General features: G+C 60.8%; 14 protein-coding genes, 1 tRNA gene and 1 pseudogene. 15 read left to right on the top strand and 1 reads right to left on the bottom strand.

Annotated elements, in window-relative coordinates; all coding sequences use genetic code 11:
* The first annotated feature begins 156 nt into the window (after window positions 1–156).
* The 10 genes and pseudogenes from grrP to KR52_RS15075 form a co-directional block, all read left to right on the top strand.
* The gene (gene grrP, locus KR52_RS05595) at window positions 157–1017 is read left to right on the top strand and encodes an extracellular substrate binding-like orphan protein GrrP (RefSeq protein WP_038553482.1); all 861 of its coding nucleotides are present in this window, start codon (window positions 157–159) and stop codon (window positions 1015–1017) included.
* 40 nt (window positions 1018–1057) lie between these two features.
* Window positions 1058–1459, top strand: coding sequence for a GrrA/OscA1 family cyclophane-containing rSAM-modified RiPP (gene grrA / locus KR52_RS05590; protein WP_038553479.1), 402 nt, complete (start codon window positions 1058–1060; stop codon window positions 1457–1459).
* The gene (grrM, locus tag KR52_RS05585) at window positions 1456–2643 is read left to right on the top strand and encodes a cyclophane-forming radical SAM/SPASM peptide maturase GrrM/OscB (protein ID WP_038553476.1); all 1188 of its coding nucleotides are present in this window, start codon (window positions 1456–1458) and stop codon (window positions 2641–2643) included. The genes grrA and grrM overlap by 4 nt, the downstream gene beginning before the upstream one ends.
* 11 nt (window positions 2644–2654) lie before the next feature.
* Window positions 2655–3116 (top strand): hypothetical protein, encoded by a 462-nt coding sequence (locus KR52_RS05580; protein WP_038556909.1) that lies wholly within the window; start codon window positions 2655–2657, stop codon window positions 3114–3116.
* Between the two features lie 58 nt (window positions 3117–3174).
* Window positions 3175–3432, top strand: coding sequence for a hypothetical protein (locus KR52_RS05575; RefSeq protein WP_038553474.1), 258 nt, complete (start codon window positions 3175–3177; stop codon window positions 3430–3432).
* 110 nt (window positions 3433–3542) lie between these two features.
* Window positions 3543–4010, top strand: a complete 468-nt coding sequence (gene rimP, locus KR52_RS05570; RefSeq protein WP_038553471.1) for a ribosome maturation factor RimP — start codon at window positions 3543–3545, stop codon at window positions 4008–4010.
* Between the two features lie 51 nt (window positions 4011–4061).
* A complete protein-coding gene (nusA, locus tag KR52_RS05565) occupies window positions 4062–5501 on the top strand; it encodes a transcription termination factor NusA (RefSeq protein WP_038553468.1) in 1440 nt (479 codons plus the stop codon).
* Window positions 5498–5776, top strand: coding sequence for a YlxR family protein (locus tag KR52_RS05560; RefSeq protein ID WP_038553465.1), 279 nt, complete (start codon window positions 5498–5500; stop codon window positions 5774–5776). The genes nusA and KR52_RS05560 overlap by 4 nt, the downstream gene beginning before the upstream one ends.
* A gap of 69 nt (window positions 5777–5845) precedes the next feature.
* Window positions 5846–9220, top strand: coding sequence for a translation initiation factor IF-2 (infB, locus tag KR52_RS05555; protein ID WP_038553462.1), 3375 nt, complete (start codon window positions 5846–5848; stop codon window positions 9218–9220).
* 14 nt (window positions 9221–9234) lie between these two features.
* Window positions 9235–9795, top strand: a pseudogene (locus tag KR52_RS15075) (low-complexity tail membrane protein); the annotation flags it as partial.
* 822 nt (window positions 9796–10617) lie between these two features.
* Here KR52_RS15075 and KR52_RS13585 read toward each other — a convergent pair.
* Window positions 10618–10848: a DUF3493 domain-containing protein gene (locus KR52_RS13585; RefSeq protein ID WP_173402240.1), complete on the bottom strand. Its 231-nt coding sequence runs from the start codon at window positions 10846–10848 to the stop codon at window positions 10618–10620.
* A gap of 85 nt (window positions 10849–10933) precedes the next feature.
* On the opposite strand from KR52_RS13585, the gene KR52_RS05540 reads away from it, so the two are divergent.
* From KR52_RS05540 to KR52_RS05520, 5 genes are all read left to right on the top strand, one after another.
* Window positions 10934–11006: transfer RNA gene (locus KR52_RS05540), tRNA-Thr, on the top strand.
* A 279-nt stretch (window positions 11007–11285) separates the two neighbouring features.
* Window positions 11286–12446, top strand: a complete 1161-nt coding sequence (locus KR52_RS05535; RefSeq protein ID WP_156957610.1) for a hypothetical protein — start codon at window positions 11286–11288, stop codon at window positions 12444–12446.
* 241 nt (window positions 12447–12687) lie between these two features.
* Window positions 12688–12894 carry an excisionase family protein gene (xisR, locus tag KR52_RS05530; protein ID WP_038553456.1) on the top strand — a complete coding sequence of 69 codons (207 nt, stop codon included), beginning with the start codon at window positions 12688–12690 and terminating at the stop codon, window positions 12892–12894.
* Window positions 12891–13073: a hypothetical protein gene (locus KR52_RS05525; protein ID WP_038553453.1), complete on the top strand. Its 183-nt coding sequence runs from the start codon at window positions 12891–12893 to the stop codon at window positions 13071–13073. Before xisR ends, KR52_RS05525 begins: the two co-directional genes overlap by 4 nt.
* Window positions 13073–15160, top strand: coding sequence for an AAA family ATPase (locus KR52_RS05520; RefSeq protein WP_038553450.1), 2088 nt, complete (start codon window positions 13073–13075; stop codon window positions 15158–15160). Before KR52_RS05525 ends, KR52_RS05520 begins: the two co-directional genes overlap by 1 nt.
* Window positions 15161–15275 lie beyond the last annotated feature (115 nt).

Genomic DNA, 15275 nt, shown 5'->3' with positions numbered 1-15275 from the left:
GTACCGCAACACAAGACCTGTAATTGCCTTCTTTTTATCGGATCCAGCCCGAGAAACGGGCCCTGGTCCAAATCGATCGCAATCTCACAACGCCCTTTGCGATGCGCGGACAACTCAGAAAATCGCAGCTAACAAATCAGCAAACGCAGTTTTCGCATGCGTGCACTTCTGGCTCCAGCGGCAGCTCTGCTTGCCCTGGCTGGCCCGGTTGCCCTTACCCCTCAAGCCTCCGCCGAGGGCACAACGCTCAAGGCGGTGATCTTTGAGGAGGTCAAGCCGCTGTATCAAAAAACAGATGCCGGCTACGAAGGCCTCGGGGTTGACGTTCTTGAACAGATCCGGATTCAAGCCAAGCGCCGCAAGGTGGACTACCGGGTGGCGAAGTCGGTGAATGACGGCATCGGCGCCGTGATCACCGGCAAAGCAGACATCGCCTGTGGCGTGGCTTTCAACTGGGGCCGCTCCAGCCAGGTGAGCTACAGCCTTCCCTTCGGCGTTGGTGGCACCCGTCTGCTGATGGCCAACGACACCACCATTGATGGAACCCCGGCCTCACTGGAGGGCCAAACCATCGGTGTGGTGAAAGACTCCCAGTCCGCCAAGGTGCTGAAAAGCGTTGTACCCGGCGCCACCCTGAAGAGCTTCAACACCCCGAAGGAAGCCTTGGACGCCTTCTACTCGGGTGAAGTTCCGATCCTTGGGGGCGGAACCCTGTGGCTGGCCGCCAACAGCCGAATCGACAAGACGGCGCTGCTGCCCTTCCGTCCCTACGGCCGCTCCGGCATCAGCTGCATCGTCAATCAAAACAATGGCAAGCTGCTCTCCTCCACCAACATCGCGTTGGGCCAGATGATGCAGGCCTACATGGATGGTGATGCGGGAACGCGCCGCATGATCAACCGTTGGATTGGTCCTGAGAGTGACGTGGGACTGCGTCAGGAGGCAATTCGATCTCTCTACGGCCTCATCCTCAGCATCACAGCAGAAATCAACACACCTGCGACACCGGGAATCTGACACCTCTCCAATTGCATAGCTCCTTTATCCATCACCAGTCATGAAGCGTTCTCTGATTGCTTTTCAAGCACTGCTGGCCTCCAGCGCTGTGCTCTGCCAAACCGCCGAAGCCAGCTCCACCTACACCGCTCCCGAGCAACTGACCGGCCAGGCCAAAGCCAACAGCATCGAAGCTCGGATTGAAGCCGTGCGGAACACCGACTGGGGCAGCCTGCTTCAGGATCCTGAAATCGAAGATGAGCTTGTTGCCAAGAGCAAGTGGGGCAACGGTAAGGGCAAGAAATTCGGCAACAGCCGCGGCAAAGGCAAATGGGGCAACGGAAAGAGCGGCAACAAGTGGGGCAACAGCCGTAACACCTGGGGCAATGGCAACTACTACGGCGGTTGGCGCAACGGTGGTGGCGGCTGGAAGAACGGTGGCGGCGGATTCGTCAACTGGTGATCGTTTCTTCTCCCTACGTCGGGCCCGACCTCAACCGGTTCGGGCCCATCGGCCTTGTGGTTGTGCAGTCCACCTCCCTGTGCAACCTCGATTGCTCGTATTGCTATCTGCCTGATCGCCAAAAGAAGCGGGTCTTTGACCTCGATCTGCTGCCCTTGCTGATGCAGCGAATTCTGGAAAGCCCCTATGCAGGGCCAGAATTTTCGTTGGTGTGGCACGCCGGAGAACCGCTCACCCTGCCCACCAGTTGGTACGACGAAGCGACAGCGATCCTTTATCGCAGCCTTGAGCAGTTCAACGCCCAGGGGCTCGACTTCACCCAGCACGTCCAGACCAACGCCACGTTGATCAATGACGCGTGGTGCGACTGCTTCCGGCGCAACCGCATCGTGGTGGGGATCAGTGTGGATGGCCCTGAAGACATCCACGACGCCCACCGGCGCTTCCGCAACGGGCGCGGCTCCCATGCCATGGCGATGAAGGGGATTGAAGCCCTGCATCGCAACGATGTGCCCTTTCACTGCATCTCGGTGGTGACCGCCGATGCCATGGAGCAACCGGAGCGGATGTACCGCTTCTTCCGCGACAACGGCATCACCGATGTGGGCTTCAACGTTGAGGAGCAGGAGGGGATCCACACCACCTCATCGATGCAGGGCTCAGCGATGGAGGAGAAGTACCGCGACTTCCTGCGGGCCTTCTGGCGGCTCAGCGAGCAGGACGGCTATCCCGTGGTGCTGCGCGAATTCGAGCAGGTGATCAGCCTGATCCAAGGCAATGCACGGATGACCCAGAACGAGCTCAATCGCCCGTTCTCCATCCTCAGCGTGGACTGGGAAGGCAATTTCTCCACCTTCGATCCCGAGCTGCTCTCGGTGGCCAGCGATCGCTACGGCAGCTTCAACCTCGGCAATCTCAAGGATCTGTCGCTGGTGGAGTCCACCCACACCGAGCAGTTCCGTCGGCTCATGGCCGACATGACCAGCGGCGTGGACACCTGCCAAAAGAGCTGCGAATACTTCGGCCTTTGTGGCGGAGGCAACGGCAGCAACAAGTTCTGGGAACACGGCACCCTCGCCTCCAGCGAAACCAATGCCTGCCGCTTCGGCACTCAGATCCCGACTCAGGTTCTGCTGGAACGGTTTGAAGAGGGGCCTCCCCTGACGTCTCTTACGTCCAATTGATCTGGTTTTCCATGCGCTCCGTTGCTGTTCTGCCAGCCCTGGGCCTGCTGCTCATCCCAGTCCAGGCCCAGGCCGCCTGCAGTTTTCTGCCCCCGGTGGGCGGCGGCGACCCGATTGTGAAAAAGAAGGTGGAGCGTCCCAAGGGGCTGATCGGCAAAGCCGTCGGCCGCACCAACTGGAACACCGATTTCGTGGTGGATCAGCCTTACCGCAGTTTCAAGCTGTTTTTCACCGCCGATTCCAGCGACCCCAGCAGCTATCCGGTCCAGGCCTTCCTCAAATTCAGCGACGGCAGCAACAGCAAGGTGGCCGATGAACAACTGCAGCCGCCCGTGGGCACCGGTCGCATGTTCGGCCCCTTCCAGCAGGTGGAAGGCAAGAACATCAGCCAAGTGAATTTCCGGATCGGGGCCAACAAAGACCCGCAAGCCACTGGATTCAGTTACCGCATCTCCGTTCAGGGCTGCCACTGATCGCACAGCAGGACCTGCTTCCCCTGCTTAAGGTCGCCCCGTTTTGTGATCTCGATCCTTGAGCGCATCCGCTGCTTCACAACGCTGTGAGCTCTGCCAGGTCGTGATCGAAGACCGGCCTGGTCTTCCCGATGTGGTGACGTTCAGCAATGGCCCCCGGGGCAGCCGCAGCAAACTCTGGAGTCGCGTCTGTCAATACGTGACCGATTCAGAGCGGAAGCGACTCTGCATCAACAAGGATTCCGAAGGTCGCGGCAGCGAGCAGCCGGGCGACGCCTTCCCCGACGCACCATCCATCGACCTGGGCAACACCTGACGACGGGCCGACGGTCCCGTACATTGAAGGGGTGTCCGACGGGCATCTCCCCGCGGGAGATCGGTCACAACTGATATGCACGTCGGGCCGACGTCCGACTTCAGTTTGCGTTGCCTCATCCTCTGCTTCCGGATCTCGAAACGCTGGCCACCGATGTGGCCGCCAGCCAGGGCTTTGACCTTTGCGGCATTCAGCTGCTCACCCACATGAGCCCGATGACCCTGGAAGTGCAGATCCGCCACAGCAGCGGATCAGATGTGAGCCTCGACGACTGCGCGGGTTTCAGTGGCGTGCTGGGAGATGCCCTTGAGGCCTCTTCCCTGCTCACTGACGCGTATGTTCTGGAGATCAGCAGTCCCGGAATCGGCGACCAGCTGTCCAGCGATCGCGACTTTGAGACCTTCCGGGGCTTCCCCGTGGAGGTGCATCACCGCGACAAGGACGACAGCGAGCAACGTCTGGAGGGCCTTCTGCTCGAACGCAATGCCGACACGCTGCAGATCAACATTCGCGGGCGAATCAAACGGATTCCCCGGGATGGCGTGATCGGCGTCCGCCTCACCAGTCCAGGCGGCTGAAATCAGCGTTCACCCCTGCAACCGCTCAACTCTTCCCACTAACTCAACCCGATGGCTCTCGTCCTGCTTCCCGGTCTCAGCAACCTGATCGACGACATCAGTGAAGAGAAGAAGCTGCCGCCCCAGGTGGTGGAGGCAGCCTTGCGTGAGGCCCTGCTGAAGGGCTATGAGCGCTACCGGCGCACCCTTTACATCGGAATCAGCGAAGACCCCTTTGATGAGGAGTACTTCAGCAATTTCGACGTCGGCCTCGACCTGGAGGAGGAGGGCTACCGGGTTCTCGCGAGCAAGATCATTGTTGACGAGGTGGAGAGCGAAGACCACCAGATCGCCATTGCCGAGGTGATGCAGGTGGCCGATGATGCCCAGGTGGGCGACACCGTGGTTCTGGATGTCACCCCGGAGAAAGAGGATTTCGGCCGCATGGCCGCTGCCACCACCAAGCAGGTGCTGGCCCAGAAGCTGAGGGATCAGCAACGCCGGATGATCCAGGAGGAGTTCGCTGATCTGGAAGATCCGGTGCTGACGGCCCGCGTGATCCGCTTCGAACGCCAGTCCGTGATCATGGCGGTCAGCTCGGGGCTGGGCCGACCTGAAGTCGAAGCCGAACTCCCCCGTCGCGACCAGCTGCCCAACGACAACTACCGCGCCAACGCCACCTTCAAGGTCTTCCTCAAAGAGGTGAGCGAAGTTCCCCGGCGGGGGCCGCAGCTGTTCGTCAGCCGATCCAATGCCGGTTTGGTGGTTTACCTGTTCGAGAACGAAGTTCCCGAAATTCAGGAGGGATCCGTTCGGATCGTGGCCGTGGCCCGCGAAGCCAATCCCCCCTCCCGTTCGGTGGGCCCCCGCACCAAGGTGGCCGTCGACAGCATTGAACGTGAAGTCGACCCCGTCGGCGCCTGCATCGGCGCCCGTGGTTCCCGGATCCAGCAGGTGGTGAACGAACTGCGTGGGGAAAAAATCGATGTCGTCCGCTGGTCCCAGGATCCAGGCCAGTACATCGCCAATTCCCTGAGCCCCGCTCGCGTGGAAATGGTGCGCCTCGTGGATCCCGTGGGCCAGCACGCCCACGTGCTGGTGCCCCCCGATCAGCTGAGTCTGGCCATCGGTCGCGAAGGCCAGAACGTGCGTTTGGCCGCCCGACTCACCGGCTGGAAAATCGACATCAAAAACTCCACCGAGTACGACCAGGAGGCCGAGGATGCCGTCGTAGCGGAGTTGATCTCCCAACGGGAGGAGGAGGAAGCGCTCCAGCAGCAAGCCGAGGAACGACTGGCCGCCGAACAGGCCGCTCGGGCGGAAGAGGATGCCCGTCTGCGGGAGCTGTATCCGCTGCCCGAAGACGACGAGGACTACGGCGACGAGAAACCCGAGCAGGAGTTCTCTGAAGAGGAGTCTGCTGAGGTGGAAGCCGGCGCCGAAACCGCAGCTGATGCCACAGACGCAACGGTTGAAGCCGATGCAGATCCCGATCAGGAGCAGGTCCGGTGAGTGAGCGCCCCGTCCTGCGTCGCTGCGTGGCCTGCCGCCAACTCTTGGATCGCCGCCAGTTATGGAGGGTGATCCGCGACCATCAGGACGGAGTTCTTCTCGATGCAGGGATGGGCCGATCGGCCTATCTCTGCCCCGAGGACAACTGCCTTGAGGAGGCAACCCGTCGCAAACGTCTGCAGAAAGCCCTGCGCTGTCAGGTGCCCGAAACCGTGTTTGCGATGTTGAAACAGCGGCTCAACCAGACCACTGGTGAATCCGCTGAGGCAGACTGAACATCGGCCCCTCCATGTGAGTGGCCACCGCGGCATTTCATGCCCGGACCGATCGGAGACCCGAACTGAATGACCAGCAGCGGCAAAGTCAGAATTTACGAGCTGTCCAAGGACCTCGGCCTTGAGAACAAGGACGTGCTGGATGCGGCTGAAAAGCTGTCGATCGCTGCGAAAAGCCACAGCAGCTCGATCAGTGACGCCGAAGCCGGCAAGATCCGTTCGATGCTTGGCAAGGGCGTGAATGGTGCGAAGCCGAGCGCAGCGGCACCGAGCAAACCTGCAGCAGGGAAATCCATCCTGTCGGTGAAGAAGGCAGCCCCAGCCGCACCGAGCAAGCCAACCCCTGGCGTGAACCAGTCCGCACCGGCAAAGCCTGTGGCAGCCAAACCCCAGTTGGTGGCCAAACCGCAAGCGGCCCCGAAACCACCCACAGCAGCAACACCCAAACCAGCCATCAGCAAACCGGCGGCGGCTCCTGCGAAAGCGTCGGCAACTCCTGCACGGCCTGCTGCACCCCAGAAGCCTGCCGCAGCCCCGGCACGAGCAATGGCGACAGCGGCCAAGCCTGTGCCTCGGCCTGCTGCCGCCCCCACGCCACGGCCAGCAGCCGCGAAGCCTCAGGCCGTCAGCAAGCCTCAAGCAGCCAAACCGGAATTGGTGGGCAAGCCCAAAGCGGCCGCCAAACCGACCGCTCCCACGCCACGGCCCACTCCGGCTCGCCCGACCCCGCGGCCAGCGGGAACTGGAAGTCCCTCACGCCCCACCCCGGGCCAGCAGAAACCCCAGATCATCCGTGCCGGCGCTCCCTCACGGCCGGGTGCTCCAACCCGCGCCGGCGCCCCCGCCAAGCCCGGTTCACCCTCACGCCCCACACCCAGACCTGAACTGGTGGGCAAGCCGGTGCCGCGCCGGCCGGCCGGCACCGGTGTGCCGCAACGCCAAGGCGGTCCAAGCCGACCTGGAGCCCCCACCCGACAGGGTCGCCCAGGAATGCCCCCGCGAAGTGGCAACACCCTCGAACTGGTCGGCAAGCCAATTCGTCGCGACGGCAGCACCACTGGCGGTGGACGACCAGGTGCATCCGGGGGGACCACCCGACCCGGAGCTCCGACCCGTCCGGGAATGCCCGCTGGAATGCGCAAACCGGTGGCTCCCGGTGAGCTCATGCAGCTTCAGAAGCCGGTCGGCCGGCCCGTCGCACCAGCCCCCCGCCGGCCCGACGCACCCACCAAAGCCGGCGCAGGAGCGGGAACAGCCACCCCACCTGTGGCACGTCCCAATGCCCCCTCGGCTCCCCGCCGTCCCAGCTTCCGTCCGGGCGGCCCCGGAGGCCAACGACGTCCCGGACGTCCCGACTGGGATGACAGCGCCAAGCTGGAGGCCTTGCGCAGCCGCTCGCCACAGAAGCAGCGCCAGAAGGTACACATCATCGGCGAGAACGATGATTCCCTGGCAGCACAAACCGGTGGCTTCGCCGGCGAACAGGAGAACATGGTTCTCTCGGCGAGCCTGGCTCGTCCCGCCAAGCCCAAATCGCAGCAGCGCACGGCACCCAAGCCGGTTGCGGCAATGCGCAAGCGCAGAAAGGAAACAGCCCGTCAACGGCAGCGCCGTCGTGCCATGGAACTGCGGGCAGCCCGGGAAGCAAAGCAGGTGCGGCCCGAGATGATCGTGGTGCCGGAGGACAACCTCACGGTGCAGGAGCTGGCGGACATGCTGAGCGTCGAAAGCTCAGAGATCATCAAATCCCTGTTCTTCAAGGGAATCATCGCCACGGTCACCCAGACCCTTGACATGCCCACGATCGAGGCCGTTGCCGAGGAATTCGGCGTACCGGTGCTCCAGGACGACGTGGAGGAGGCAGCAAAGAAGACCGTCGAAATGATCGAGGAAGCCGACAAGGCTCACCTGATCCGTCGTCCACCCGTGGTCACCGTGATGGGCCACGTCGATCACGGCAAAACCAGCCTGCTGGATGCCATTCGCCAGGCCCGCGTCGCTGCAGGCGAGGCCGGCGGCATCACCCAGCACATCGGCGCTTACCAGGTTGAAATCGAGCACAACAACGAAGCGCGCAAACTCACCTTCCTGGACACTCCAGGCCACGAGGCATTCACCGCCATGCGGGCCCGCGGCACCAAGGTGACCGACGTGGCCGTGCTGGTGGTTGCTGCTGATGACGGGGTCCGTCCTCAGACCCTGGAAGCCATCAGCCATGCCCGGGCCGCTGAAGTTCCGATCGTGGTGGCGATCAACAAAATTGATAAGGAGGGTTCATCGCCCGAACGGGTGAAGCAGGAGCTGTCTGAACAGAACCTGCTGGCGGAAGACTGGGGTGGAGATGTGGTGATGGTGCCCGTGAGCGCCATCAAGGGCGAGAACATCGACAAGCTGCTGGAGATGCTGCTGCTGGTCACCGAAGTGGAGGACCTGCAGGCGAATCCGGATCGTCTGGCCCGCGGCACCGTGATCGAGGCACACCTCGACAAGGCCAAAGGTCCTGTGGCCACGCTGCTGGTGCAGAACGGCACCCTCAAGACCGGCGACGTGGTCGCCGCTGGTCCGGTGCTGGGCAAGGTTCGAGCCATGGTGGACGACAACCGCCAACGTCTCAAGGAAGCCGGTCCTTCCTTTGCCGTGGAGGCTTTGGGATTCAGCGAGGTGCCCACAGCCGGTGATGAATTTGAGGTGTACCCCGACGAGAAGTCAGCCCGGGCAGTGGTGGGCGATCGTGCCTCCGATGCCCGTGCCACCCGTCTCGCACAGCAGATGGCGTCACGACGGGTCTCCCTCACGGCCATGTCCGGCCAGGCCAATGACGGCGAACTCAAGGAGCTCAACCTGATCCTCAAGGCTGACGTTCAGGGCTCTGTGGAAGCCATCCTCGGATCGCTCGAGCAGCTACCGAAAGACGAGGTTCAGGTGCGCGTTCTGCTGTCTGCGCCTGGCGAGATCACAGAAACAGACGTCGACCTGGCGGCCGCTTCCGGTGCGGTGATCGTGGGCTTCAACACCTCCATGGCTTCTGGTGCCAAGAAAGCAGCGGATGCCACCGGCGTGGACGTGCGTGATTACGACGTGATCTACAAGCTTCTGGAAGACATCCAGATGGCCATGGAAGGTCTTCTGGAGCCGGAATTGGTGGAGGAAGCCCTGGGCGAAGCCGAGGTGCGCGCGGTCTTCACCATCGGCAAGAGCGCCGTCGCTGGCTGTTACGTCACCACCGGCAAACTCCATCGCAACTGCCGGGTGCGGGTGCACCGTGGGAAACAGGTGGTCTACGAAGGGGATCTCGACTCCCTGCGTCGCAACAAAGACGACGTCAAGGAGGTGGCCACGGGCTTCGAGTGCGGTGTCGGCACCGATCGGTTCGCCAACTGGGAAGAAGGCGATCGCATTGAAGCCTTCAAGATGGTGACCCAACGCCGCAAACTCACCACCTGACCCCCTAAGCGATCGTGCAGCCCCGCAGCGAGCCCCTGCTTTGGCTTCAGTGCCTGGCTCTTGGAGCCATCCCCCTTGAGCTGCTACTGATACGCCTGGTTCTGGCCGGTGCTGATCCGGGCCCTGCGCCAAGTGTTGAGCGATTTCTGATCTGGGGCGTCGGGGTGTTGGCGCCAGCCTTCGCGCTATGGCGACGGCCCGCCGACTGGGGGTCCTTGCTGCTGATGCGTCAGCCGCTGGCCAGCCGCAGCAGCGATCAACTTCGCATCAGTGCTTCACACGGGGGACTCGGCGGCCGCGTTGCGGTGGTGGTGGCCGCGATCATCCTGCTGCCCGTTCTCTGGGGGCTGGATGATTCAGCGGTGCTGGCGAGTGAGTTTTCCCCGGTCGCGGGGCAGTCCCGCTTGGTCACCCTGCTGCTGACCATTCCATTGCTGGCGCTGATTGTCTGGCAAGTGCAGCAGGTTGTACAGGCCACTACACAGTTGTTGGGTTCAGCAGCAACGGTTGCATCCACCGATTCAGCCCTACGTGCTGACGCTGTTGCCAGCCAGCGCACAAGCCTTGGCCTGCAGTTGCTCAACCTCCCCGTCCTGGAGTGGCCGGAACCTGCGATGGAGTCGATCAAGCAAAAGCCCGATGAGACCATGGGCGTAGAAGACACCGAATCGGAGAAGGACGAGAGCACTGATCAAGCCAGTACTCAAAACGAAGAGCCAGAGAACGAGAGTGCAGCCATCAACCGGGCGCCGGCTAAGGAGTCTGATGGCGCTGATGAGACGGCTCTAACGAGCGATCAGGAAGCCGATGAGGCCATCGGCGCGGCACCCACAGAATTGGGAACGGACGAGAGCACTGATCAAGCCAGTACTCAAAACGAAGAGCCAGAGAACGAGAGTGCAGCCATCAACCGGGCGCCGGCTGAGGAGTCTGATGGCGCTGATGAGACGGCTCTAACGAGCGATCAGGAAGCCGATGAGGCCATCGGCGCGGCACCCACAGAATTGGGAACGGACGACAGCACTGATCAAGCCGGTACTCAAAACGAAGAGCCAGAGAACGAGAGTGCAGCCATCAACCGGGCGCCGGCTGAGGAGTCTGATGGCGCTGATGAGACGGCTCTAACGAGCGATCAGGAAGCCGATGAGGCCATCGGCGCGGCACCCACAGAATTGGGAACGGACGACAGCACTGATCAAGCTCAAGCCAGCACTGACGACGTCAGCTCAATTGACGACGGCTCTGGGAACAAAGACCCAGAGGACGCAAATTCAGTCATTAACCCAGCGACCGCTGAGGAGTCTGATGACGCCGAGTCCGAAGCTCCTCTTGAGCCCGTCGTTGCAGAAGCACAAGACGGTAAATCGGAAGACATCAGTGCGGACGACGCCGAAGAATCATCCATTGCCGCTGCCACCTCTCTGCCGGTCAAACCAGAGCAACCCGGAGAAAATCAGGAGTGCACTCCCCTGGATGGCGAAATCAGTCAAATCGATGGTGTTGCCGGCAGAAGCACGGAAGAGCATCGTGAACAAACCAAGCCCGGCGGACGCGAAGAGAGCGAACCAGACGAGCCGTCTGAGCCCACGCCAGGGGGTCTGTGACTCCTTGAGCAAGCGCTCCCGCATGGCGGGATCCAGACTTGCTTTTGAACGCTGATTATCGGACAAACGACCCAATGGGATCCAGGGCCAATGTTAAATTGGATTGGTTGCCGATGTAGCTCAGCCGGTAGAGCAACGCTTTCGTAAAGCGTGGGTCGCCTGTTCAAGTCAGGTCATCGGCTTTCTCAAGACTCCAGGCCTGGACGAGGATCCAAGGGGATGCACAGCATCGCGGTCCAGACCATAAAACCAGCTGTTCGGGCTGTGTGCCCACTTTGTGCCCACCTGGGCCGGGAACAGACCCCGGCTGAGTTTCTTATGAGAATTAATGACCCACGCTTCGTTGTGCCCACTTTTTGAGGCATAGTTGCTTCGCGCGACCTCTGCCCGCGTCAGTGGCGGAGACACGACCGGATCCGTTCCGGCCCTGTTCTATGTCTCAATCCAATTCACCCAAGTGGGTGGCCCGCCTTCGTGCTGCCTGTCCCAAGGGTTGGTCAGTCAAGGATTCCCGCGGCTCCATTCGCCTTTCTGTTCGTTCCGGTGCCGGCGGCGCCAACGGTGTTTCCAAGACTCTCCCCCTTGCCTGGGCCGCCGACACAGTGGCCGAAGCCGTTGCCCTGATCACTCGCCTTCACGATTCCGTGGAGTCCGGTGTTGATCTGGCCGATGCGCTGGACCGCGAGTTTGGTTCTGCCCCTGCAACGCAGCACAGCTCTGCATCTCAATGGCCAGCCCTGGCTGAAAAGTTCCATGCTGATCTGATGGCCCTGAGTCAGATCAAAGACGTGACCTGGGAGCGCGGTTACAAGCCCTATTTGGATCGCGCCATTGAATTACTGACCGGCGCCAACGCTCCACCTAATGCCAAGGCTTTGGTCGGCGCTGTGGTGAAGACCTGGCCAGACAAGCCCGGTGAACGCAAAAAAGCAATTGATTCTCTGCGCAAGTTCCTCGAATTTTGCGTTGAAGATCACCACATGCCGGCTGCAAGTTGGACCTTGACTGATCGTGCCGCCAAGACGCTTCGTGGTCCTGCTGCCAAACGTCGGGAGGTTGCTTGTCCATCAGACACTGAAATTCTTCGCCTGATGGATTCACTCCCGGAGACTGACGCTGGACAGCGTTGGTGGAATGCCATTGCTCTGATGAGCCTGTATGGCCTTCGCCCGGTTGAGGTCAACAGCGTTGTGGTTCGTGAGCACCCAACGACCGGTGAACCTGCGCTCTATTGCCCACGCGTGAAGGTCAACAAAAAAGGGCAGACCAAGCCTCGCTGGTTGATGCCTCTGCCTCTCACTGCCACATCTGGTGATCAGGTGGAGTGGAACCTGGTTGGCGCTATGTCGATTGGCCAGCTGCCTCTGCCAGACATGGTCGGGAACAAGTACGCCCTGCGCACTTTCCTTGACCGTCAGCCGGTCTGGGTGGAACTGAAAAAGCAGTACGCCGATTGCGGTGAATGGCTGCGTGGCTATTCCTTCCGTAACGCCTACTCACTTCGCGGGCACCGCGTTGGACGTCACCCTGAACCAATGAGCGTGGCGATGGGCCACAGCCTTCAGACGCATATCGACTCTTACGAGTGGTGCAAAGCAGAGGATGTGTTGGAGCACATCTGACCCATCGCTCATGCTTTTTGCCATCTATGCCGGCACAGAGTTGCCGGAGTTGGCAGCCTGGTTAGTGTTTGAACAGCTGATAAGCGACTCGGTCAGTTTTCTGGGATTGGTGGTCCGTGGCCCCAACCGCCTTCGGGAGCTGAGTCGAACTGTTGGCCGAGCACAAGCAACTGGGGTCCGTGGCCCCTGCTCGCCCTAGGTCAGAGACCGGGCAATGCGGTCGACATCCGCAACCTCAACAATGTCCGAAGACCGGACCTGGGTCTCCACCCAGGAGATGGCGAAGGCGCTGGGGCTTTCCCCTAGGACGCTTTCGCACTACCGCCTCAAGCACGAATTCCTGATCGAGGGCCGGCACTACCGCCGCAAGACACCTGCCGATCAAGCGCCATGGCAATGGCACCTGCAACGCACCACAGCGGCATGGGCTGCGGAGGTGGGCGCATGAACGACACCACTGCACTGATCGAAGCCCGCAAGGCTTCAGCCGATTGGCACGGCATCTCCGTCCAGAAGCATCTGGTGCTCACCGGCCAGATGACTCTCGACTCCGACCGTGATGGCCAACGCATCAAGGCCATGGGCAAGAAATACCGCCCCGCAGCCCTGCGGGAGGAAGTCATCTGATGGGCGCCTTCAACATCCTTGATCACTGGGATGCGCTCGAACCTGATGGCGGTAAGAACGACCCACGCGGTGATCACTCCTTCAAATGCCCTGCCTGCGGCGCCCCGAATTTCAAGGTCAACCTCAACTCCAAGTCCGACTCCTACGGGCGATGGGGAACCTTCAGCTGCGATTGCGCCAACACCGAAGCCGGTAAGCGCAAGGTCCGTGAAACTCTCTCGCCAGCTGTAAGCCAATCAAAGGTCAGCACTAAATCAGTCCGCCCCGCGCAACGCCGCAGCTGGGATTACTTCACCCCAGTCACCCTTGAACGCAATGAACCGGCCCTAACCGTCCATCGCACTGATGACGGGCAAGGCAAACGCAAGATCTGGCAAGAATCACTGATCAACGGATATGGCCCTGCAGAGGTCAAAGACAAGGTCCTGCCTTACGGCCTACCCGAAGCACTGCAAGCCCTCCAGGACGGCACACCACACATCTTCTGGGTTGAAGGTGAACCCTGTGTTGATGCTCTTCGTGCGCTGGGGCTGTTCGCTATCACCAGCATCGGCGGAGCAGGCAAGTTCAAGCCAGAACGTGATGCAGGTCATATCCCTGCGGATCGCCTCGTGCTGGTCCCTGATCGGGATAAACCCGGCATGGCTCACATGGAACAGGTGGCCGAGGCACACCCTGGTTGCCAATGGCTCTTCCCCTTCCCTAACACCGCTGAATGGAATGGCTCCATGCCATCAACCGGTGGTCTGGATATTGCTGATTGGATTCAAACCGGCGCCACTGTTGATCACATCCTCAAGGGCATTGGCGACAAGCCCGTAGCGCAGCCATCAGGCGAAGCGCAGGGCGACATCCGTGATGAGTTCCTCCGCGATGCCGAGTCACTCAAAAAACGTCTCGACCGTGGACTGGATCAAATCGATGCCATCCCCGATGTGGCCACACGCTCCGTGGCTCTCATCACGCTGCGTTCAGAGCTGGACCTAGGTCGAACGGAATTTGAAACCTTGGTCCGTCAGCTCTCTGAAGCCAAGGCACCCAAAGCCGAGGAATCATTCGATGACCTCATGGCTGAAGACGACGAAGACCTAGCCCCGTTGGTTGACGACCTCTTTCCCTCTGGTCTGGTCCTAATCGCTGCTGAAGGCTTCGCCGGTAAGTCCAACACCGCGTATCAGATCGCTGAAGCCGTCACTAACGGCTCCAAGTTCGCTGGCCAGTTCCAATGCCAAAAGGCACCGGCACTGATCATCCAAATGGATGAATCAAAGACCGACGCCAAGCGCAAATTCAAAGTGCTCGGCCTACGTCCCGAGAAAGGTGCTCTGACCATCAAATGGCAATTCAGCCCAATGATGTTTCCCGAGCTGCGTGGGTGGGTCATAGAGACCGGCGCAAAGCTCCTCGTCCTTGATTCCCTCATGACCATCGCTGGTGGTCAAATCAGCCCTAAGGACGCTGAATTCGGTCTCCTGATCTATCGGCTTAATCAGCTCGCTGCTGAACTTGGCCTCACGATCATCTGCCTTCACCACGTCGTCAAAGGCAACATCAAACGCACCGAAATCACCAAGGAAGACATCTTCGGCACCGCTTACGTCTACAACGGCTCGTCTGAGGCCTGGGGCCTCTGGCAGGCCCGTGAAGGCGGCAACCCCGAACCAGTCTTCAACCTCCGCAATCTCAAATCACGCAGCGGTCTGGTTGATGGTCGCGTCACCTATCAATTCGAGGGCAACGACGAAGACAAACGCCTCACCTATCGAGGCATGGCTGGTCAAAGCATCACGCTCAATCAGATCAAGTCAGCCCGTGATCGTGTTGTCGCCTATCTCCGTGGAGCCAATGGCGCAGCACTAGACCCCAAGACGGTTAATGACCGGCTTCAGCTCGGCAATGCCGATTACGCACGACGGTTATGTCGTGAGCTGTTCGAGAAGCCATCAGTCCCTGTTGGCCGGAAACTCGGTAACCCAAGCGGTGGTCGACCCGCCTACCTCTACTTCTGGGCCGGAAGTTCCCCCATAAATACCTGTACTGATACTGCTGAAAATCCCTCAGATACAGACACCAATCAGTACAAATAGCACACTTTCAGTACAGAGAGAGATCCCAGTGAGAGAGAGGGATTAGAGGAGGGGTTTCGGTACGAAAGCGTATCTACGCGCGAGGAATTACCTGATTGGGCTGAGTCGGCGGATA

It is taken from the genome of Synechococcus sp. KORDI-52, from assembly GCF_000737595.1.
GTDB lineage: Bacteria > Cyanobacteriota > Cyanobacteriia > PCC-6307 > Cyanobiaceae > Parasynechococcus.
The sequence above is the reverse complement of the archived record's forward strand: the minus strand, read 5'-3'. Positions and strand labels throughout refer to the sequence as shown.

What these genes read in the sequence shown, in the direction of transcription:
- KR52_RS05525 (WP_038553453.1), top strand. Translation starts at nt 12,891, where the DNA reads ATGAACGACACCACTGCACTGATCGAAGCCCGCAAGGCTTCAGCCGAT.
- xisR (WP_038553456.1), top strand. Translation starts at nt 12,688, where the DNA reads ATGTCCGAAGACCGGACCTGGGTCTCCACCCAGGAGATGGCGAAGGCG.
- KR52_RS13585 (WP_173402240.1), bottom strand. Translation starts at nt 10,848, where the DNA reads ATGCGGGAGCGCTTGCTCAAGGAGTCACAGACCCCCTGGCGTGGGCTC.
- KR52_RS05580 (WP_038556909.1), top strand. Translation starts at nt 2,655, where the DNA reads ATGCGCTCCGTTGCTGTTCTGCCAGCCCTGGGCCTGCTGCTCATCCCA.
- nusA (WP_038553468.1), top strand. Translation starts at nt 4,062, where the DNA reads ATGGCTCTCGTCCTGCTTCCCGGTCTCAGCAACCTGATCGACGACATC.
- infB (WP_038553462.1), top strand. Translation starts at nt 5,846, where the DNA reads ATGACCAGCAGCGGCAAAGTCAGAATTTACGAGCTGTCCAAGGACCTC.
- grrA (WP_038553479.1), top strand. Translation starts at nt 1,058, where the DNA reads ATGAAGCGTTCTCTGATTGCTTTTCAAGCACTGCTGGCCTCCAGCGCT.
- grrP (WP_038553482.1), top strand. Translation starts at nt 157, where the DNA reads ATGCGTGCACTTCTGGCTCCAGCGGCAGCTCTGCTTGCCCTGGCTGGC.
- KR52_RS05520 (WP_038553450.1), top strand. Translation starts at nt 13,073, where the DNA reads ATGGGCGCCTTCAACATCCTTGATCACTGGGATGCGCTCGAACCTGAT.